Annotated in this window: 12 protein-coding genes and 3 pseudogenes; 10 read left to right on the forward strand and 5 right to left on the reverse strand. The window is 43.7% G+C overall.

Annotation, left to right across the window (positions count from 1 at the left end; translation table 11 throughout):
• Positions 1–211 precede the first annotated feature (211 nt).
• The gene (locus A7098_RS22945; RefSeq protein ID WP_105281480.1) at positions 212–1081 is read right to left on the reverse strand and encodes a hypothetical protein; all 870 of its coding nucleotides are present in this window, start codon (positions 1079–1081) and stop codon (positions 212–214) included.
• A 149-nt stretch (positions 1082–1230) separates the two neighbouring features.
• Here A7098_RS22945 and A7098_RS22950 point away from each other — a divergent pair.
• Positions 1231–2011, forward strand: a pseudogene (locus tag A7098_RS22950) (type IV toxin-antitoxin system AbiEi family antitoxin domain-containing protein).
• Positions 1998–2351: pseudogene (locus tag A7098_RS22955) on the forward strand (nucleotidyl transferase AbiEii/AbiGii toxin family protein); the annotation flags it as partial. The pseudogenes A7098_RS22950 and A7098_RS22955, both read left to right, overlap by 14 nt.
• A gap of 151 nt (positions 2352–2502) precedes the next feature.
• Here A7098_RS22955 and A7098_RS22960 read toward each other — a convergent pair.
• On the reverse strand, positions 2503–3687 hold the full coding sequence (locus A7098_RS22960; protein ID WP_032226213.1) for a hypothetical protein: 1185 nt from the start codon (positions 3685–3687) through the stop codon (positions 2503–2505).
• Positions 3688–4155: 468 nt separating this feature from the next.
• Positions 4156–4624: pseudogene (locus A7098_RS22965) on the reverse strand (VasL domain-containing protein); the annotation flags it as partial.
• Between the two features lie 662 nt (positions 4625–5286).
• Between A7098_RS22965 and A7098_RS22970 the strand changes: the two are divergent.
• The 8 genes from A7098_RS22970 to A7098_RS23005 all read left to right on the forward strand — a co-directional run bounded on the left by A7098_RS22970 (position 5287) and on the right by A7098_RS23005 (position 14855).
• Positions 5287–5760: a hypothetical protein gene (locus tag A7098_RS22970; protein ID WP_105281481.1), complete on the forward strand. Its 474-nt coding sequence runs from the start codon at positions 5287–5289 to the stop codon at positions 5758–5760.
• Positions 5757–6092: a lysozyme inhibitor LprI family protein gene (locus A7098_RS22975; RefSeq protein WP_000789901.1), complete on the forward strand. Its 336-nt coding sequence runs from the start codon at positions 5757–5759 to the stop codon at positions 6090–6092. The genes A7098_RS22970 and A7098_RS22975 overlap by 4 nt, the downstream gene beginning before the upstream one ends.
• An 809-nt stretch (positions 6093–6901) precedes the next feature.
• Positions 6902–7885, forward strand: a complete 984-nt coding sequence (locus A7098_RS22980; protein ID WP_001298261.1) for an SIS domain-containing protein — start codon at positions 6902–6904, stop codon at positions 7883–7885.
• Between the two features lie 71 nt (positions 7886–7956).
• Positions 7957–9105: a capsule polysaccharide export inner-membrane protein kpsE gene (locus A7098_RS22985; protein ID WP_000905918.1), complete on the forward strand. Its 1149-nt coding sequence runs from the start codon at positions 7957–7959 to the stop codon at positions 9103–9105.
• 23 nt (positions 9106–9128) lie between these two features.
• Complete coding sequence (locus tag A7098_RS22990) at positions 9129–10805, forward strand: polysaccharide biosynthesis/export family protein (RefSeq protein WP_010348153.1); 1677 nt, start codon at positions 9129–9131, stop codon at positions 10803–10805.
• A gap of 9 nt (positions 10806–10814) precedes the next feature.
• The gene (kdsB, locus tag A7098_RS22995; protein WP_010348155.1) at positions 10815–11555 is read left to right on the forward strand and encodes a 3-deoxy-manno-octulosonate cytidylyltransferase; all 741 of its coding nucleotides are present in this window, start codon (positions 10815–10817) and stop codon (positions 11553–11555) included.
• Positions 11552–13579, forward strand: coding sequence for a capsular polysaccharide biosynthesis protein (locus tag A7098_RS23000; protein ID WP_105281482.1), 2028 nt, complete (start codon positions 11552–11554; stop codon positions 13577–13579). Before kdsB ends, A7098_RS23000 begins: the two co-directional genes overlap by 4 nt.
• Before the next feature lie 34 nt (positions 13580–13613).
• On the forward strand, positions 13614–14855 hold the full coding sequence (locus A7098_RS23005) for a capsular biosynthesis protein (RefSeq protein WP_105281483.1): 1242 nt from the start codon (positions 13614–13616) through the stop codon (positions 14853–14855).
• Between the two features lie 54 nt (positions 14856–14909).
• Here the strand turns inward: A7098_RS23005 and A7098_RS23010 are convergent, their stop codons facing one another.
• Both A7098_RS23010 and A7098_RS23015 read right to left on the reverse strand, forming a co-directional pair.
• Positions 14910–16190, reverse strand: a complete 1281-nt coding sequence (locus tag A7098_RS23010; protein ID WP_105281484.1) for a glycosyltransferase family 2 protein — start codon at positions 16188–16190, stop codon at positions 14910–14912.
• A 111-nt stretch (positions 16191–16301) separates the two neighbouring features.
• The coding region (locus A7098_RS23015) for a CDP-glycerol glycerophosphotransferase family protein (RefSeq protein ID WP_123056779.1) at positions 16302–17520 on the reverse strand (1219 nt) is incomplete at its 5' end.

Genomic DNA, 17520 nt, shown 5'->3' on the forward strand with positions numbered 1-17520 from the left:
CACTAATATTAAATAAATTAGTCAAACATACTATTAATAACTTGCGCCTCAATCTTATCTTTTTATTAGGAGATAATTCACCTCTTTGAATTTTTATTACTTCAATGACTTGGGGAGAGTATGATTAAGTTCTAATACTATTTCCCTCCCACATAATCTGCATTTATCTATATATAATTCTTCAATAATTTAATATTATTCTTTCATCCCATCAAAGCACTGGTCGGGAAGGACAATCGGATCGTTCTTCCATCTCGTTGGCCATATTACGTTGAGATATGCGGCGGATCGCCTCAGAAGCAACAAATAGCGCACGCATTGAAAGTGCCATAAGTTCAAGGCGAGTCATACCATGAAAAGCATATCGACTTTCTACATAATTTGGAAAATTTGCGCATGCCTGGAACAACCGCTCATCATTGCGTGTAGGTTTAATCTTAATTAATTCAGCGGCTAGTTTGGGTAGATGATGTGACAATTTTTTTAGTTGGTCACCAGTCCATCCTAAGTGAGTTAGTGAAGCTTTAATTGATAATTCAGCCATCAAACATGCCGTTTGAACAGCAGCATCAGGATCTGTTCCAGATAGAATACGGGGGGTCGCCACAGCGGATAACCGCGCATTACATAAAAGTTCTTTTGCCGGAGATCCCATGTTGATAAGATCATCAACGCCATATCCAAAGTCCCAAAGATCACAGACGCCATAAAAAGCCCTACAACCTTGCTCTGGGTAATTCTGAAAAATAAATTCTAATTCGCTTTGCGAGATATCAATACATTTGAGGGGATCAATACTAAAAGAACCATAAGCGACATTAATGTGCACAGGGTACATCACATCACGCAGAGCAACCCCACCAACCATTACTGATGGAATAGAAAAATCGCCTTTTGGGTAAAGATATTCATAAATCCCCATCACAGGCTCCCATATCCCCTTATCCAGTATATCGCCAGTGATATTTTTTTCTTTCATCCATTCGATTACAACACAAAATGGTCGAGCATGAAGTGCGACATCAGCGGCTATCAACTTGTCGTCAATTTTATGTACAAAATCTTTAGTTATGATATGCATTGATTGCTCCACTAAAAATAATCTGCATAAATCATACAACTAAGTCTCCTGAAAGACTTATGACTATTTAGTCAAATACCTGTACCAGTCTAAAAACAAGAACTATATTAGTTTAATAATTTTCAAAATTGTCAATCAAGAGACGACATTTGCCAAAGTATATAAACTGGCTGATGCAAAACACCCTCCCCAGTCAGGTGTTGCTCCAGTCATGGCTTACCCGCAACGGCATAGATCGTAAGCTCTCTTATCTCTATGTCCAGAATGGCTGGCTCAGGCGAATCGCTCACGGCGTATACTGCCGGACGGGTCGTGAACCGGATTGGTGGATGCAGTTTACTGCCTGCAATCGCAGTGGGAAAGGCCAGTTCGGGTGGCGGGGCTAACCAGCCTTGCGCTTCAGGGCTATGCGCACTATACCGAACTGGGGAAATCGCAGGTCTGGCTCGCGCTCCCGGCTTACGTCAAGCTACCGGGATGTTTTGCTGCCTTCGACCAATCTACGACGTTTGTCACAGTGTATACCTCTGGCCTCACCGTCGATATAACACCATTCACGACAAAACTGAATGTCGGCGACCGGCAGTTAGCGGGCAGTGTCCCGGAACTGGCCGCGTATGAGATCGCCTACGGGGTTCCTTCGTTGATCTCGTTCGAACATGCCGATGCTCTGTTTCAGGGAATGAATCTTCTCAGCCCGCGTAAATTACAAACACTACTCTGCGCCAGCCATTCGGTAAAACCAACCGGGTGATGCTTTACCTTGCCCGGCGTAATGGGCACCCTTATTTTCGGTATCTTGATCAAAGCGGTATAGAAACAGGTACAGGAAAGCGGCAAATCATACCCGGCGGCTGGCTGGAGCCGGATTATCAAATTACTGTTCCACGCACATTTAAACCGGAAGGAATTGAAGATGGATCTGCGTGATAGTTATGACCGACAGGTTAAACTGCTGATGGCTGCTCTGCCGCATGTGGCGAAGGAGTCCTGTTTCGCGTTGAAAGGCGGCACTGCAATCAATTTGTTTGTGCAGGATTTTCCCCGTTTGTCGGTGGATATCGATCTGGCGTATAAGACTTTTGCTGATCGCGATACCGATTTGACGGCTATTAACGATGCTTTGAAGAGAATTACTGCATCGCTGAACAGTAAACCGGGGATTACCGCGATTCGACAGGAAAATAAAGCAAATGAAAAGCGCATCATTGTGAATACCGCTGATGCACAGATAAAGATCGAGGTTAGTCCTGTCTGGCGTGGGCTGTTGTCGAGGTGGGAATGTTTTTCACGCCGCTATGTGTGCAGTTCCACCTACTATATGTGAACCTCAGACCGTTATGCGTGGATCAGACTCCACACATAACGGTCTGAGGTAAGCGTTCCCGACAGCTAATATTTATTATTTTAGCGCAAAAATATCATTCCCTCACTTTCCCATTATCATCAAACAATGTATCCCATTGTTGAATATCAACATCGTCTAATACCAGACAGTCTCTGGTCATTTTTTTTAATTCCGCAATTTTCTTACTATCAGCAAACGGAACAAAAGATACGTAATCTCTCTTATATGTCTCATCCCTGATTTTTACTACTGCCATAGGGCAAATCAGGTTTTTACTTTCCACAGAAAATACATTCACACCTTTAATGTAAAAATGCTCTCCCATATCTGATAGTACCTGAGTATTCCACGACGTTTTATGAAACATAGCAGGTTTATACTTCTCTCCGTTAATAAGATAAAAATGTGGTGTTTTGCTAACAAGACCAATCGCATTGAGTGATGAATATATAAATATTGTTGCGATATTAGGGAAGAATAAAAACGTCACCAAAACTACACCCACAATTGCCAATGATATTTGATGAACAACTGAAACAACATTGTTTTTTGTTTTTCCCGTGTTGGCAAAATAAATAATTGAAGGAAAGAATGTAAGAAAAGAGAATGCAATCATAAACAACAGTGCAAAAATGACAGCAGTAGTGCTCTCCCCTTTACTTGACTGCATCAGGAACGAGATCGGGATAGAAATTGACAATGTTGCAGAAAAAACCCCAAACAGATTTACGAGTGTATGCCCGATAAAGCAACCTATATTACTTATTACACCATCATCTTTATTCCATTTAAAACTTCTCATTAACGTCAGGAATACAAAGCAAAATGACAAAAACAAAATGATTGAGACGATTAGAATAAGCCCGGGTTCATATCCCTTAGTTACTTTCGCCACCTCAGGTATGAATGGGATAAAAATCATAGCCAAATACAGGATGGATAAACACAAAGATGCAGCAGGAAGTTTCGATAATACATTTACAGCACGACTGTTTTCTTCATAGGTTGACTTAATAACTATCAATATAGAACTGGGTATAACCAATGTCATTGAAATTGCTAGCGCAAATATCATAACTGAAACCAAAACCGACATAAGCCCAGCATTAAACGAAAGTATATCAGGAAAAATATCTACTCGACCTATACTATTCAAATAGCTCCAAACAACTATTCCTGATAACAAAGCGACATAGGGAACAAGCTTCGCAACTCTTTTCCCCATAACGCTAAGCATGTTTTTCATGTCCTCTGGCATCGCGACTCCTTGTATATTCCATGTATGGTAAAACCTTCAACTAATCAATACCAACAAAATTATTATTATCAATACCATGAAATTTATGGGATATTATTTTTCAATGCAATTAAATTCTGACAAGCTCAATGAATGCGCAACTCCATTCTGTTCTGATTACGACCGATACATTGATTATAAATATAGATAAGCAGCTAAACATTCACTGTAGGAAAATTTCACACGGATATACAAACAACGGGTAACACGGAGGATTTTACTACAATCACTGACTACCTGCGGCAGGCAAAAATCTAAAGCCGTATTTAAATGAATAAGGTTCAATGGACTGCGGATAGAATCTAACCACTATGCAATTTCGTGATAACTTTCACAAAATCAAAGCGATATTCTGTCCGCCATCACTCTCTGGCACTCTCCCTGATTGTGCAGAAATGTCCGCTGCAGACATTTCGATAACGTGCATAGTCATTCATAATCATTCACGCCTTTTAGTTTCGAAGCATTCTGTTTAATGTCGGCATACCTGGCGATTAGTTGTTTCAGGTGCATCTCTACCTGAGTCTCTGCTGCAGGAGAGCGTGGCTGCCCTACCGGCGATTGCGCCAGTATCCACAGTTGTTCTTCAGCCGGTATGGATTGGTTAAATAGCTGCATAGCGGAATACACCACAGATTTCAGTTCACTGACCGTCATATATTTCCCTTTATGCTCATCCAGTCCGTTCAGTCGTTCACTCAGTTTCTGTAGCGTCATCATTCCCTGATGCCAGCCATTCAGGTTTCCTGTCGGCAATGTTGTTGCTGCCACTGTTGCATCAGAGGTTTTGCCTGCTCCGGCCAAATCGCCCGGGCTTGTTCGACAAGCTGCCGTCCTCGGGTAATGAGCCAGTGTCCGGTGGTAGCTTGTCCAGAAGTGCAAGCTGATGCTGTCTTCGCTACCGTCATCAGCAAGTGTATTATTAACAATAAGATTTACTGTTGAGAATATTCAGAAAGGACTGCATCAAAATTATTTTTTAATTCAATCAAAGTCAAATCAGCCCCAATACTTAATTAACAGCACACTAAGACAATGGAGAAGTAAAAAGCAATGCAGATCAACATATTGAGAATAAAAAAATAATGGGAAAATTGCCTGACAATAAAAATAATCGCAGCCATATTAATTGATTAAAAACGTCTTTATAAATATTCCTAATTATATTTTTATTATGTTCTTTTGTTTTTTATTTACCACAACATCTGTTAATAGACAGGCTATACATAGTGCAAAATACTGACTTACCCGCGCCTATGCCACAGATACTGTTATCTGATAGTTATGCCCATGTTGCCTAAGTAATTCATAAGTATTCGCCGTGTAATGACATTAAATTCTTGTCCGGCAATCAGGTCATCCCCGTATCCACAGGTCTCAATATCGGCGAGGAGATTTTATTTTAGGCAAGCGGAAATTTGCATTACAGCATATTCAGGCCTACACCCGAACGACCTGATTAACCATAAAAAATTGATTCAGCGCAGCATGTTAATTATTCCTGGATCTTACATTGTCATTGCACAGTAAATGTAGAAACTTATGCGTAACGGAGTATTTATGAGTTTTAAACGTTTGGTTATAATTACCGCAATATCCTGTATGTATACCGGATTTGCATTTGCAGCGAACGTCACATTGAACCCTGCCCAGGTAGAACACCTGAATAACATCATTAATCACGAGGTAAAAGGGAAAGATGACCGTAATTTTGTCTATACCAACTGGACAGAAGCTCAACGTGTGGCCGAATTTATTTGCCGACCACTCGCACTGAAAGAACTACAGAAGCGGTATACCGACGTAGATAAGGTTATTTTCGATCAGGGAAAACATAATATGCAGCGTCTGATCTCACCTGCACTGCTGACAGGTAATGGTCAGTACCGTAGGGGGATTAACTGGACGACCTTTCACTTCGCCTGTGAACTGTCAGTGAAAACCGGAGAGGCGATGGCTTTCAGGTTGTTGAGAAATAAAACCCTGACCATGGCTCCGGGGCCCGTTATTCGCTCCGGGGAGATCGGCCAGTGAAAAATATTCTTACCGCGTTTCTCATCATCACTCTCCCTGCTTTCTCCGCCACGGCAGCCAGTTTTGACTGCCGCCAGTCCCGCAGTGCGGATGAAAAAGCAATTTGCTCATCACATAGCCTGAACGATTTGGATGTGGAGATGAGTGTTAAGTATCAATTTCTTCATGGGCTTTACGCGATGGGAGCCGCCGGGGAACTGCATGACTCACAGGTACTGTGGCTGGCTGAACGTCGCCAGTGTGGTGGCGATACAACCTGCCTGACGAAAGCATACAAGCAGCGCCTGAAAACGTTGAACCATCTTTATGACGCGATTAATAAACCACTCTGAGTCTGGAGTGAACTGGTGGTTGTCGGAGACGCCTTCATACAAGGCACCTCCTTACCGGCGCGTGTAACGCAAAAAGAGCCTGATGATTGTTCTTCCATCGGCTCTTTCTCTGAAGTGAAAGAAGGCCCAGGACGGACGTACTCGCTGGCATATGTGGCTCCAGCTCAACCAATGATAATCACTATCGTTATTTTTTATTTAATAATAATCTCCTAAAAAATAGATATAGCCAAAATTCAATCCTGCCTGGTTTAATTCCGCATCAATCACCAGAAATAATCAATCTCTCAACTATCATATCGTTTAATATTCACCGCCAAAATTTTATTATTTTCTTCTGCTTTACAGGGAAATTGTCAATCTGTTTATTATGCATGGCTTAAATAGTTAATCGCAAAACATCATCACCATTACTGACGTGTTTTATTTATTGATAACAGTGTCATACGTTCTTTTTTTTGCAATGAAACAATCAATTGCTAAATTGTTTTTTAACTCAATAGTTAAGCGCGAAACGTTTTAATAAATGATAAAAATCCTAAATTCCTTGTTCATAATGTAGGGGTGTGTTAAATAGGTGGGCAAAATTTGGTTCCCCCTTCTCGCCTGTAATATTGCAGCATCTTCGCACTCCCATGAGACATTGCGACTTAATAAGAAGGTGATAAGCCCTGCATAAGCGCATGGGCTGACCATGGTTTTATATTCATAAAAATATTTCGTTATAACCCATTGATTTAATATCAATAATTTATTGTGGGTTCGGGTTTGTTGTGACTGTGGCATTATTTCCGTGCAAAGGAGCTGATATGTCTGAAAGACATTTACCTGATGACCAGAGCAGTACTATCGATCCATATTTAATTACCTCTGTTCGCCAGACCCTGGCAGAACAAGGCGCAGCATTACAAAACTTGTCTAAACAACTGGATTCCGGGCAGTACCAGCGTGTCCTTAATTTGATAATGAACTGTAAAGGGCACGTTATTCTTTCGGGAATGGGTAAATCGGGGCATGTCGGTCGTAAAATGTCAGCGACGCTGGCCTCTACCGGTACACCGAGTTTCTTTATTCATCCGGCAGAAGCATTCCATGGCGATCTGGGTATGATTACGCCCTACGATCTCCTGATCCTTATTTCCGCCAGCGGCGAAACGGATGAAATCCTCAAGCTGGTTCCTTCACTGAAAAATTTCGGCAACCGAATTATCGCCATTACTAATAATGGAAATTCCACGCTGGCGAAAAATGCTGATGCCGTGCTGGAACTCCATATGGCGAATGAAACCTGCCCGAATAATCTTGCACCAACAACGTCCACCACGCTGACCATGGCGATCGGCGATGCGCTGGCTATTGCCATGATCCATCAGCGCAAATTTATGCCAAATGATTTTGCACGTTATCACCCGGGTGGCTCATTAGGCCGTCGCCTGCTGACCCGCGTTGCGGATGTCATGCAGCATGATGTTCCTGCGGTGCAACTGGATGCGTCATTTAAAACCGTGATTCAACGTATCACCAGCGGATGCCAGGGAATGGTGATGGTAGAAGACGCAGAAGGCGGGCTGGCAGGCATTATCACCGACGGTGACCTGCGTCGCTTTATGGAAAAAGAGGATTCTCTGACGTCCGCCACGGCGGCTCAGATGATGACGCGTGAACCGCTGACGCTACCGGAAGACACCATGATCATTGAAGCGGAAGAAAAAATGCAAAAGCACCGCGTCTCAACGTTATTGGTGACTAACAAGGCAAATAAAGTCACTGGCCTTGTGCGCATTTTCGACTAATTAAGCAACGGGGTGCGAGAGTTTAGTCTCTCATTGAGTTTGCGCCCCACTGAAACTTTGATAATCGTTACATGTTGATAAAAGTGAAGTCTGCCGTATCCTGGATGCGTGCTCGTCTGTCTGCCATCTCACTGGCAGATATCCAAAAACACCTGGCGAAAATCATCATTCTGGCACCGATGGCGGTGCTGCTGATCTATCTGGCCATCTTCAGCCAGCCTCGCTATATGAGCGAGTCGAAAGTCGCCATTAAACGCTCAGATGATTTAAACAGCGGCAGCCTGAATTTTGGTCTGCTTCTGGGCGCCTCTAACCCCAGTTCCGCAGAAGATGCGCTGTATCTGAAAGAGTACATCAACTCGCCGGATATGCTGGCGGCGCTGGATAAGCAACTGAATTTTCGTGAAGCGTTTAGCCACAGCGGGCTCGATTTTCTTAATCATCTTAGCAAGGATGAAACCGCAGAAGGCTTCCTCAAGTACTACAAGGATCGTATCAACGTTTCGTATGACGATAAGACCGGATTGCTGAATATTCAGACGCAGGGCTTTAGCCCGGAGTTTGCGCTTAAATTTAACCAGACCGTGTTGAAAGAGTCAGAACGCTTTATCAATGAGATGTCGCATCGCATTGCGCGCGATCAGCTTGCCTTTGCAGAAAGCGAGATGGAAAAAGCGCGCCAGCGTCTGGATGCCAGCAAGGCGGAACTGCTCTCTTATCAGGACAGCAACAACGTCCTGGATCCACAAGCCCAGGCGGAGGCGGCGAGCACATTAGTCAATACGCTGATGGGTCAGAAGATCCAGATGGAAGCAGACCTGCGTAACTTGCTGACATATCTGCGTGAAGATGCACCACAAGTGGTAAGTGCGCGTAATGCGATTCAGTCATTGCAGGCACAAATCGACGAAGAAAAAAGCAAAATCACGGCGCCACAAGGTGACAAATTAAACCGCATGGCAGTGGATTTTGAAGAAATCAAATCAAAAGTAGAGTTCAACAGCGAGCTGTACAAACTGACCCTGACCTCCATTGAAAAGACCCGTGTAGAAGCGGCTCGTAAGCTCAAGGTGCTGTCGGTTATCAGTTCGCCACAGTTGCCGCAGGAATCGTCTTTTCCAAACATCCCTTATTTGATCGCCTGTTGGTTGCTGGTGTGCTGCCTGCTGTTTGGCACCCTGAAACTGTTGCTGGCTGTTATTGAAGATCACCGAGATTAACGCTGTCGCTGAATGAGTTTGTGATGAAATTATTTAAATCAATTTTACTGATTGCCGCCTGTCACGCGGCGCAGGCCAGCGCGGCCATTGATATTAACGCTGACCCAAACCTGACAGGAGCAGCGCCACTCCCCGGTATTCTGAGCGGACAGAAGTCGGATACGCAAAACATGAGCGGCTTCGACAACACCCCACCGCCCGCGCCGCCGGTGGTGATGAGCCGTATGTTTGGTGCTCAACTTTTCAACGGCACCAGCGCGGATAGCGGTGCGACAGTGGGATTCAACCCTGACTATATTCTGAACCCGGGCGATAGCATTCAGGTTCGTTTATGGGGGGCGTTTACCTTTGATGGTGCATTACAGATTGATCCCAAAGGTAATATTTTCCTGCCGAACGTTGGTCCAGTGAAAGTTGCCGGGGTTAGCAATAGCCAGTTGAATACTCTGGTTACATCAAAAGTGAAGGAGGTGTACCAGTCCAACGTCAACGTCTACGCCTCCTTATTACAGGCGCAGCCAGTAAAAGTGTACGTGACCGGCTTTGTACGTAATCCCGGTCTGTACGGCGGCGTGACGTCTGATTCTTTACTGAATTATCTGATCAAGGCTGGCGGCGTTGATCCAGAGCGTGGGAGCTACGTTGATATTGTGGTCAAGCGCGGCAACCGCGTGCGCTCCAACGTCAACCTGTACGACTTCCTGCTGAACGGTAAACTGGGGCTTTCGCAGTTCGCCGATGGTGACACCATCATCGTTGGGCCTCGTCAACATACGTTCAGCGTTCAGGGCGATGTCTTCAACAGCTACGACTTTGAGTTCCGTGAAAGCAGCATTCCCGTAACGGAAGCATTGAGCTGGGCGCGCCCTAAACCTGGTGCGACGCACATTACGATTATGCGTAAACAGGGGCTGCAAAAACGTAGCGAATACTATCCGATCAGTTCTGCGCCAGGCCGTATGTTGCAGAACGGCGATACCTTAATTGTGAGCACTGACCGCTATGCCGGCACCATTCAGGTGCGGGTTGAAGGCGCGCACTCCGGTGAACACGCCATGGTGCTGCCTTATGGTTCAACCATGCGTGCGGTTCTGGAAAAAGTCCGCCCGAACAGCATGTCGCAGATGAACGCGGTTCAGCTTTATCGCCCATCAGTGGCTCAGCGTCAGAAAGAGATGCTGAATCTCTCGCTGCAAAAGCTGGAGGAAGCGTCACTTTCTGCCCAGTCCTCCACCAAAGAAGAAGCCAGCCTGCGAATGCAGGAAGCGCAACTGATCAGCCGCTTTGTGGCGAAAGCGCGCACCGTGGTTCCGAAAGGTGAAGTGATCCTCAACGAATCCAATATTGACTCTGTTCTGCTGGAAGATGGCGACGTCATCAATATTCCGGAGAAAACATCGCTGGTTATGGTTCATGGCGAGGTGCTGTTCCCGAACGCGGTGAGCTGGCAGAAGGGGATGACCACCGAGGATTACATCGAGAAATGTGGTGGCCTGACGCAGAAATCGGGTAACGCCAGAATTATCGTCATTCGTCAGAACGGTGCTGCCGTCAACGCGGAAGATGTGGATTCACTCAAACCGGGCGATGAGATTATGGTTCTGCCGAAGTATGAATCGAAAAACATTGAAGTTACCCGTGGTATTTCCACCATCCTCTATCAGCTGGCGGTGGGTGCAAAAGTGATTCTGTCTTTGTAAGGAGTTGAAATGAGCAAAGCAGTTATTGTCATTCCGGCTCGTTATGGCTCATCGCGCCTGCCGGGTAAGCCGCTACTTGATATTGTTGGCAAACCGATGATCCAGCATGTTTACGAGCGTGCGTTGCAGGTGGCGGGCGTCGCAGAAGTTTGGGTGGCAACTGACGACCCGCGTGTTGAACAGGCCGTACAGGCGTTTGGCGGGAAAGCCATTATGACGCGTACCGATCATGAATCCGGCACCGATCGGCTGGTCGAAGTGATGCATAAAGTCGAGGCAGATATCTACATTAACCTGCAGGGCGACGAACCCATGATTCGCCCGCAGGATGTAGAAACGCTGCTGCAAGGAATGCGTGACGATCCCGCGTTACCGGTGGCAACGCTATGCCACGCGATATCTGCCGAAGAGGCGACTGAACCCAGCACAGTAAAAGTGGTTGTGAATACCCGCCACGATGCACTTTATTTCAGCCGTTCGCCGATTCCGTATCCGCGTAATGCTGAAAAAGCTCGCTACCTGAAACACGTCGGTATTTACGCTTATCGTCGCGATGTGCTGCAAAACTACAGTCAGTTACCGGAGTCCATGCCGGAGCAGGCGGAATCACTGGAGCAACTACGGTTGATGAACGCGGGGATCAACATTCGCACATTTGAGGTTGCCGCAACCGGTCCGGGCGTCGACACCCCGGCATGCCTTGAAAAGGTGCGCGCTCTGATGGCGCAAGAACTGGCTGAAAACGCATGATTGGCATTTACTCGCCTGGCATCTGGCGTATTCCGCATCTGGAGAAATTTCTGGCGCAGCCGTGCCAGAAACTTTCTCTGCTGCGCCCTGTTCCGCAAGAAGTTGATGCTATCGCCGTGTGGGGACATCGCCCCAGCGCGGCGAAACCAGTCACCATCGCCAAAGCAGCGGGAAAACCGGTCATCCATCTGGAAGATGGATTTGTGCGCTCGCTGGATCTTGGCGTCAATGGTGCGCCGCCGCTTTCTCTGGTGGTGGATGATTGCGGCATTTACTACGATGCCAGCAAGCCTTCGGCGCTGGAGAAACTGGTACAGGATAAAGCCGGAAATGCGGCATTGGCAGATCAGGCCAGAGAAGCGATGCACACCATCGTGACCGAAGATTTGTCGAAATATAACCTGGCGCCTGCGTTTGTGGCTGATAAGTCAGAACATTCAGACATCGTTCTGGTTGTCGATCAGACATTTAATGATATGTCAGTGACGTATGGTAATGCGGGTCAGAATGAGTTTGCCGCCATGCTGGAGGCCGCGATGGCGGAAAATCCTCAAGCGGCAATTTGGGTGAAGGTGCACCCAGATGTACTGGAAGGAAAGAAAACAGGTTATTTCGCCGATCTGCGCGCCACGCAACGAGTACGTTTGATTGCGGAGAATGTCAGTCCGCAATCGCTGTTGCGACACGTTTCCAGGGTTTACGTCGTGACCTCCCAGTACGGCTTTGAAGCCTTGCTGGCAGGAAAACCGGTGACATGCTTCGGTCAGCCCTGGTATGCAGGCTGGGGCTTAACGGACGATCGTCATCCGCAGTCGGCGTTGTTATCTGCCCGTCGCGGTTCTGCCACGCTGGAAGAACTTTTTGCCGCAGCATACCTGCGTTACTGTCGCTATATCGATCCGCAAACGGGAGCAGTAAGCGATCTGTTTACTGTGTTGCAATGGCTGCAATTACAACGTCGACATCTGCAACAGCGTAATGGCTATTTATGGGCGCCAGGCTTAACGCTGTGGAAGTCGGCGATCCTGAAACCCTTCTTACGAACGCCAACAAACCGGCTGAGTTTTTCACGTCGCTGTACTGCGGCGAGCGCCTGCGTGGTATGGGGTGTAAAGGGGGAACAGCAATGGCGAGCCGAAGCGCAGCGAAACTCACTGCCGTTATGGCGAATGGAAGATGGTTTTCTGCGTTCATCCGGACTTGGCTCTGACCTGCTGCCACCGCTATCGCTGGTGCTGGATAAACGCGGAATCTACTATGACGCCACGCGCCCCAGCGACCTGGAAGTGCTGCTTAATCATAGCCAGCTAACGCTGGCGCAGAAGATGCGAGCTGAAAAATTACGCCAGCGACTGGTTGAAAGCAAACTGAGCAAGTACAACCAGGGAGCCGATTTCTCTCTACCAGCCGAAGCCAAAGGTAAAAAAGTTATCCTGGTGCCGGGTCAGGTAGAGGACGATGCCTCTATTAAAACAGGCACCGTCTCGATTAAGAGCAACCTTGAGTTATTACGCACAGTACGCGAGCGTAATCCGCACGCCTACATTATTTATAAACCGCACCCGGATGTACTGGTGGGGAATCGCAAGGGCGATATTCCGGCAGAACAGATTGCTGAACTTGCTGATTATCAGGCACTGGACGCAGATATTATTCAATGCATTCAGCGCGCAGATGAAGTGCATACCATGACGTCGCTGTCGGGGTTTGAAGCGTTATTACATGGCAAGCGCGTACATTGTTACGGCCTGCCCTTCTATGCCGGTTGGGGTTTAACCGTTGATGAACATCGCTGCCCGCGTCGCGAGCGAGAATTAACGTTAGCGGATCTGCTATATCAGGCGCTAATTGTTTATCCAACCTATATCCACCCAACACGGCTACAACCTATTACGGTTGAAGAGGCGGCGGAATATTTGATCCAGACGCCGCGCAAGCCGATGTTTATTACCAGAAAAAAAGCGGGGCGAGTAATACGTTATTACCGCAAATTAATTATGTTCTGCAAGGTCAGATTTGGCTAAACAATTTCACAGTTGACTATTACGCAAATTATTTATGCAAGGTAATGCACTAACCGTTTTATTATCCGGTAAAAAATATCTGCTATTGCAGGGGCCGATGGGACCCTTTTTCAGTGATGTCGCCGAGTGGCTAGAGTCATTAGGTCGTAACGCTGTGAATGTAGTATTCAACGGCGGGGATCGTTTTTACTGCCGCCATCGACATTATCTGGCTTACTACCAGACACCGAAAGAGTTTCCCGGATGGTTGCGAGATCTCCACCGGCAATATGACTTTGACACTATCCTCTGCTTTGGCGACTGCCGCCCATTGCATAAAGAAGCAAAACGCTGGGCAAAGTCGAAAGGTATCCGCTTCCTGGCATTTGAAGAAGGATATTTACGCCCGCAATTTATTACTGTTGAAGAAGGCGGAGTGAACGCATATTCATCGCTACCGCGCGATCCGGATTTTTATCGTAAGTTACCAGATATGCCTGCGCCGCATGTTGAGAACTTAACACCTTCAACAATGAAACGTATTGGCCATGCGATGTGGTATTACCTGATAGGCTGGCATTACCGTCATGAGTTTCCTCGCTATCGCCATCACAAATCGTTTTCTCCCTGGTATGAGGCTCGTTGCTGGGTTCGTGCGTACTGGCGCAAGCAACTTTACAAGGTAACACAGCGTAAGGTATTACCGAGGTTAATGAACGAGCTGGATCAGCGTTATTATCTTGCCGTTTTGCAGGTATATAACGATAGCCAGATTCGTAACCACAGCAATTATAACGATGTGCGTGACTATATTAATGAAGTCATGTACTCATTTTCGCGTAAAGCGCCGAAAGAAAGTTATTTGGTGATCAAACATCATCCGATGGATCGTGGTCATAGACTCTATCGACCATTAATTAAGCGATTGAGTAAGGAATATGGCTTAGGTGAGCGAGTCATATACGTGCACGACCTCCCGATGCCGGAATTATTACGCCACGCAAAAGCGGTGGTGACGATTAACAGTACGGCGGGGATCTCTGCGCTGATTCATAACAAACCACTTAAAGTGATGGGCAATGCCCTGTACGACATCAAAGGCTTAACGTATCAAGGGCATTTGCACCAGTTCTGGCAGGCCGAGTTTAAACCGGATATGAAACTGTTTAAGAAGTTTCGGGGGTATTTATTGGTGAATACGCAGGTTAATGCGGTTTATTATGGGGAGTATAATAATATTACCTTATTAAAAAAAATATGTTTAGAGGAAAGTTCATCAAGACTGAACCTTGCCTAAAAAATCGGTTAACTTCACTAGCTTTAGTAAAGAAAATAGTAATTTATTAGTTACTCATTTATTTTGTGACTTATCCAACAAGGATTTAAAATCAAGGCGTACAAAATCATTATATGCTTCGAAAAACTCCTTATAAATATATTTATCTGAATGTAATAATTTATAAGCCATAAAATCATTATGAACTTTAGTTAGGTAATCTTGCTTTTTCTCAATCGAGTATCTTTTGCGTCTTAGTCTAATAAATATATATGATTCTATGATGGTGTTCATCCATGAAGAGAAAAAACTTTTCTTGTTTTCAAGACTCATATCTGCATTATATATAGCTCTAAAAGTACGGGATACAATCTCTAAATCCTTTTCTAGAGTCTGCACAGAGAAAGTAAGTCTATCTCCATCATGATTAGTAAGATAATAATATGGTTTGTCTGCCAAGATACTAATACGTTTAGCCTTAGATAAACATTGTAGAATAAACACTCTATCTTCTCCTACTTTTATATCAACAGGGAAAAGAATACCATGTTCAATCAACATTGTTCTCTTTATCATTTTAGATGGCATCAATGAACGAACCAAATGATCATCAGCAATTGATGCTAAATCTACGTTACCTTTCTTAAACGGTTTTTGCCCAAAAACTCTTCCCTTGTCACCATTGATTCGAAGGTATACTACATCAGGATTGTTCTTTATAGCGCAATCATAAAGATTTTTTAATGTGTAATCAAAAATATAATCATCTGAATCTAAGAATAAAACATACCTGCTTTTAGAATAGTAAATACCATCATTCCTTGGTGCACTAGCAGAACCTGAATTGATAGGCCTATTGAGTATTCGATAATTGATATCTTTACTAATATTGTTTTCAATAACCTCTACAGATGAATCGCTTGAATAATCATCAACAAATATTACTTCAAACTTATCGTAAGATAATGTTTGAGAATTAAGAGATTTAACACAATCAGAAATAATAAATTCTCGGTTATAAACAGGAATAATGACACTGATAAAATAGGAATATTCATTTAAAATATTGTTTTGTTGTGTAATGACATAATCCTTTATTTTCTCAAAAACAGTTAGTAAAGAAAGTTTTTGTAAAGGGATGAATTCTAATCGCTTATTTATTCTTCTATTTATGATAAAAACTTCTAATTTATTATCATTACAGATTACATTAAATGCAAAAATATAATCATCAATGCAAAAATCAATAACACAAACGTTTTTTTTATAAATCCATGTTTTTATATAATATTTAGATACATCATAATCATTAGAAAATAAAGTTGCAAGAGTGGTTTCAATATCAGTAGGTTTCATAGTAGCTTAATATAAAAAATTATTAGAGAAAAATAGCGTAGCTATTGATATATCTGGTAGTTAAAAACTATTTGCTGAGTAGAGTGATTCCAATCAAGCAAACCAGGACATCTATTGAATAATGATCTCTCTAATATTTTCACTCTCTCCATTTACATGAGAAATTAGTTGTAATTGTTTTATAAATTCATCATTAATTGTTTCATCAACACTTAATAAGTAATCCAGAGCTTGAAAACGTGCTTCTTTTAAATAATCTTTGCCATTGATGATAACATCATCAATTAGCTCTATTAATTGCTCAATAGTCGAAAAAGTATAGGTATAATCCTCATAATTCAAACTACTACTTGACATCGTAATCTTTCTGTCGCGCGGAACGTAAACAAAAATTGGTCGTAAAGAAGAAATACATTCACTTACGACAGCAGAAATATCACAAATAAAAAAATCCCCCTCCATTACTAATTTCGGAATGGAGTATGAGGAATCAGTTACAGTAAGCATATATGGACAATCAACGAAAGCATCGTTTAATGCTGTGTATAACTGGGACATCGACCTATCTCTTGTACCAGTTAATGGATGAAATTTAGTCACTATTTTTGAGTTTGTTTTTTGTGCTATTTTTGATAAAAAAACTGGTGATAGCCTTGCCGAAGAGTAATTATTTTCCTCATAAACGCCCTCCCATGTTGGTAAATATACTATTGTATTATTTTTACTCTCATTTTTACATGAAAATTCTCTCATTGCATCTTTTATTATCTTTTTTAAATTCGGACGACCCACTTTTATAAATTGTAAGTGCCTAACTTCCAAATTAGCTTTTTTAAAACGGTCTATATGTGCTTGACCCGCGACCCAAATCTCGTCATATACTCTAAAAAATTTATGGGCACTTGCTGCTTTATCACTATCGCCATGCCCTAAAAATATATGTTTGAATTTATTGTGCTTTAGCGTGTGAATTAAATTACCTGTATTTGATGTATAATAAATAGCATATAGCCATGGTAGATTATTTAAAACTGCATCTACATCGACCGGTCGCCTTGCATAGGCTATATTTAAATATGGATACTTACATATTGCCCATTGATATAATTCAATATTTCTTGTTAGTACGGCAAATGGTTCTCCTGAGGACATGAATACATCCACCCACATATCTATCTGATATGCACAATTTACTCCTTCTCCAGTATGAATTAAATGTGATATTTTTGTGAACAGTTTTATGTTTTCAGTAATAATGTTGTTTGCTTCTGATGATATCGATGTTGATTTTTTTTTGCTTTGTGTCATAAAAACTCCTTTCAAATAATAT

The sequence above is a fragment of the Escherichia sp. MOD1-EC7011 genome (assembly GCF_002965005.1).
Lineage (GTDB): Bacteria > Pseudomonadota > Gammaproteobacteria > Enterobacterales > Enterobacteriaceae > Escherichia > Escherichia ruysiae.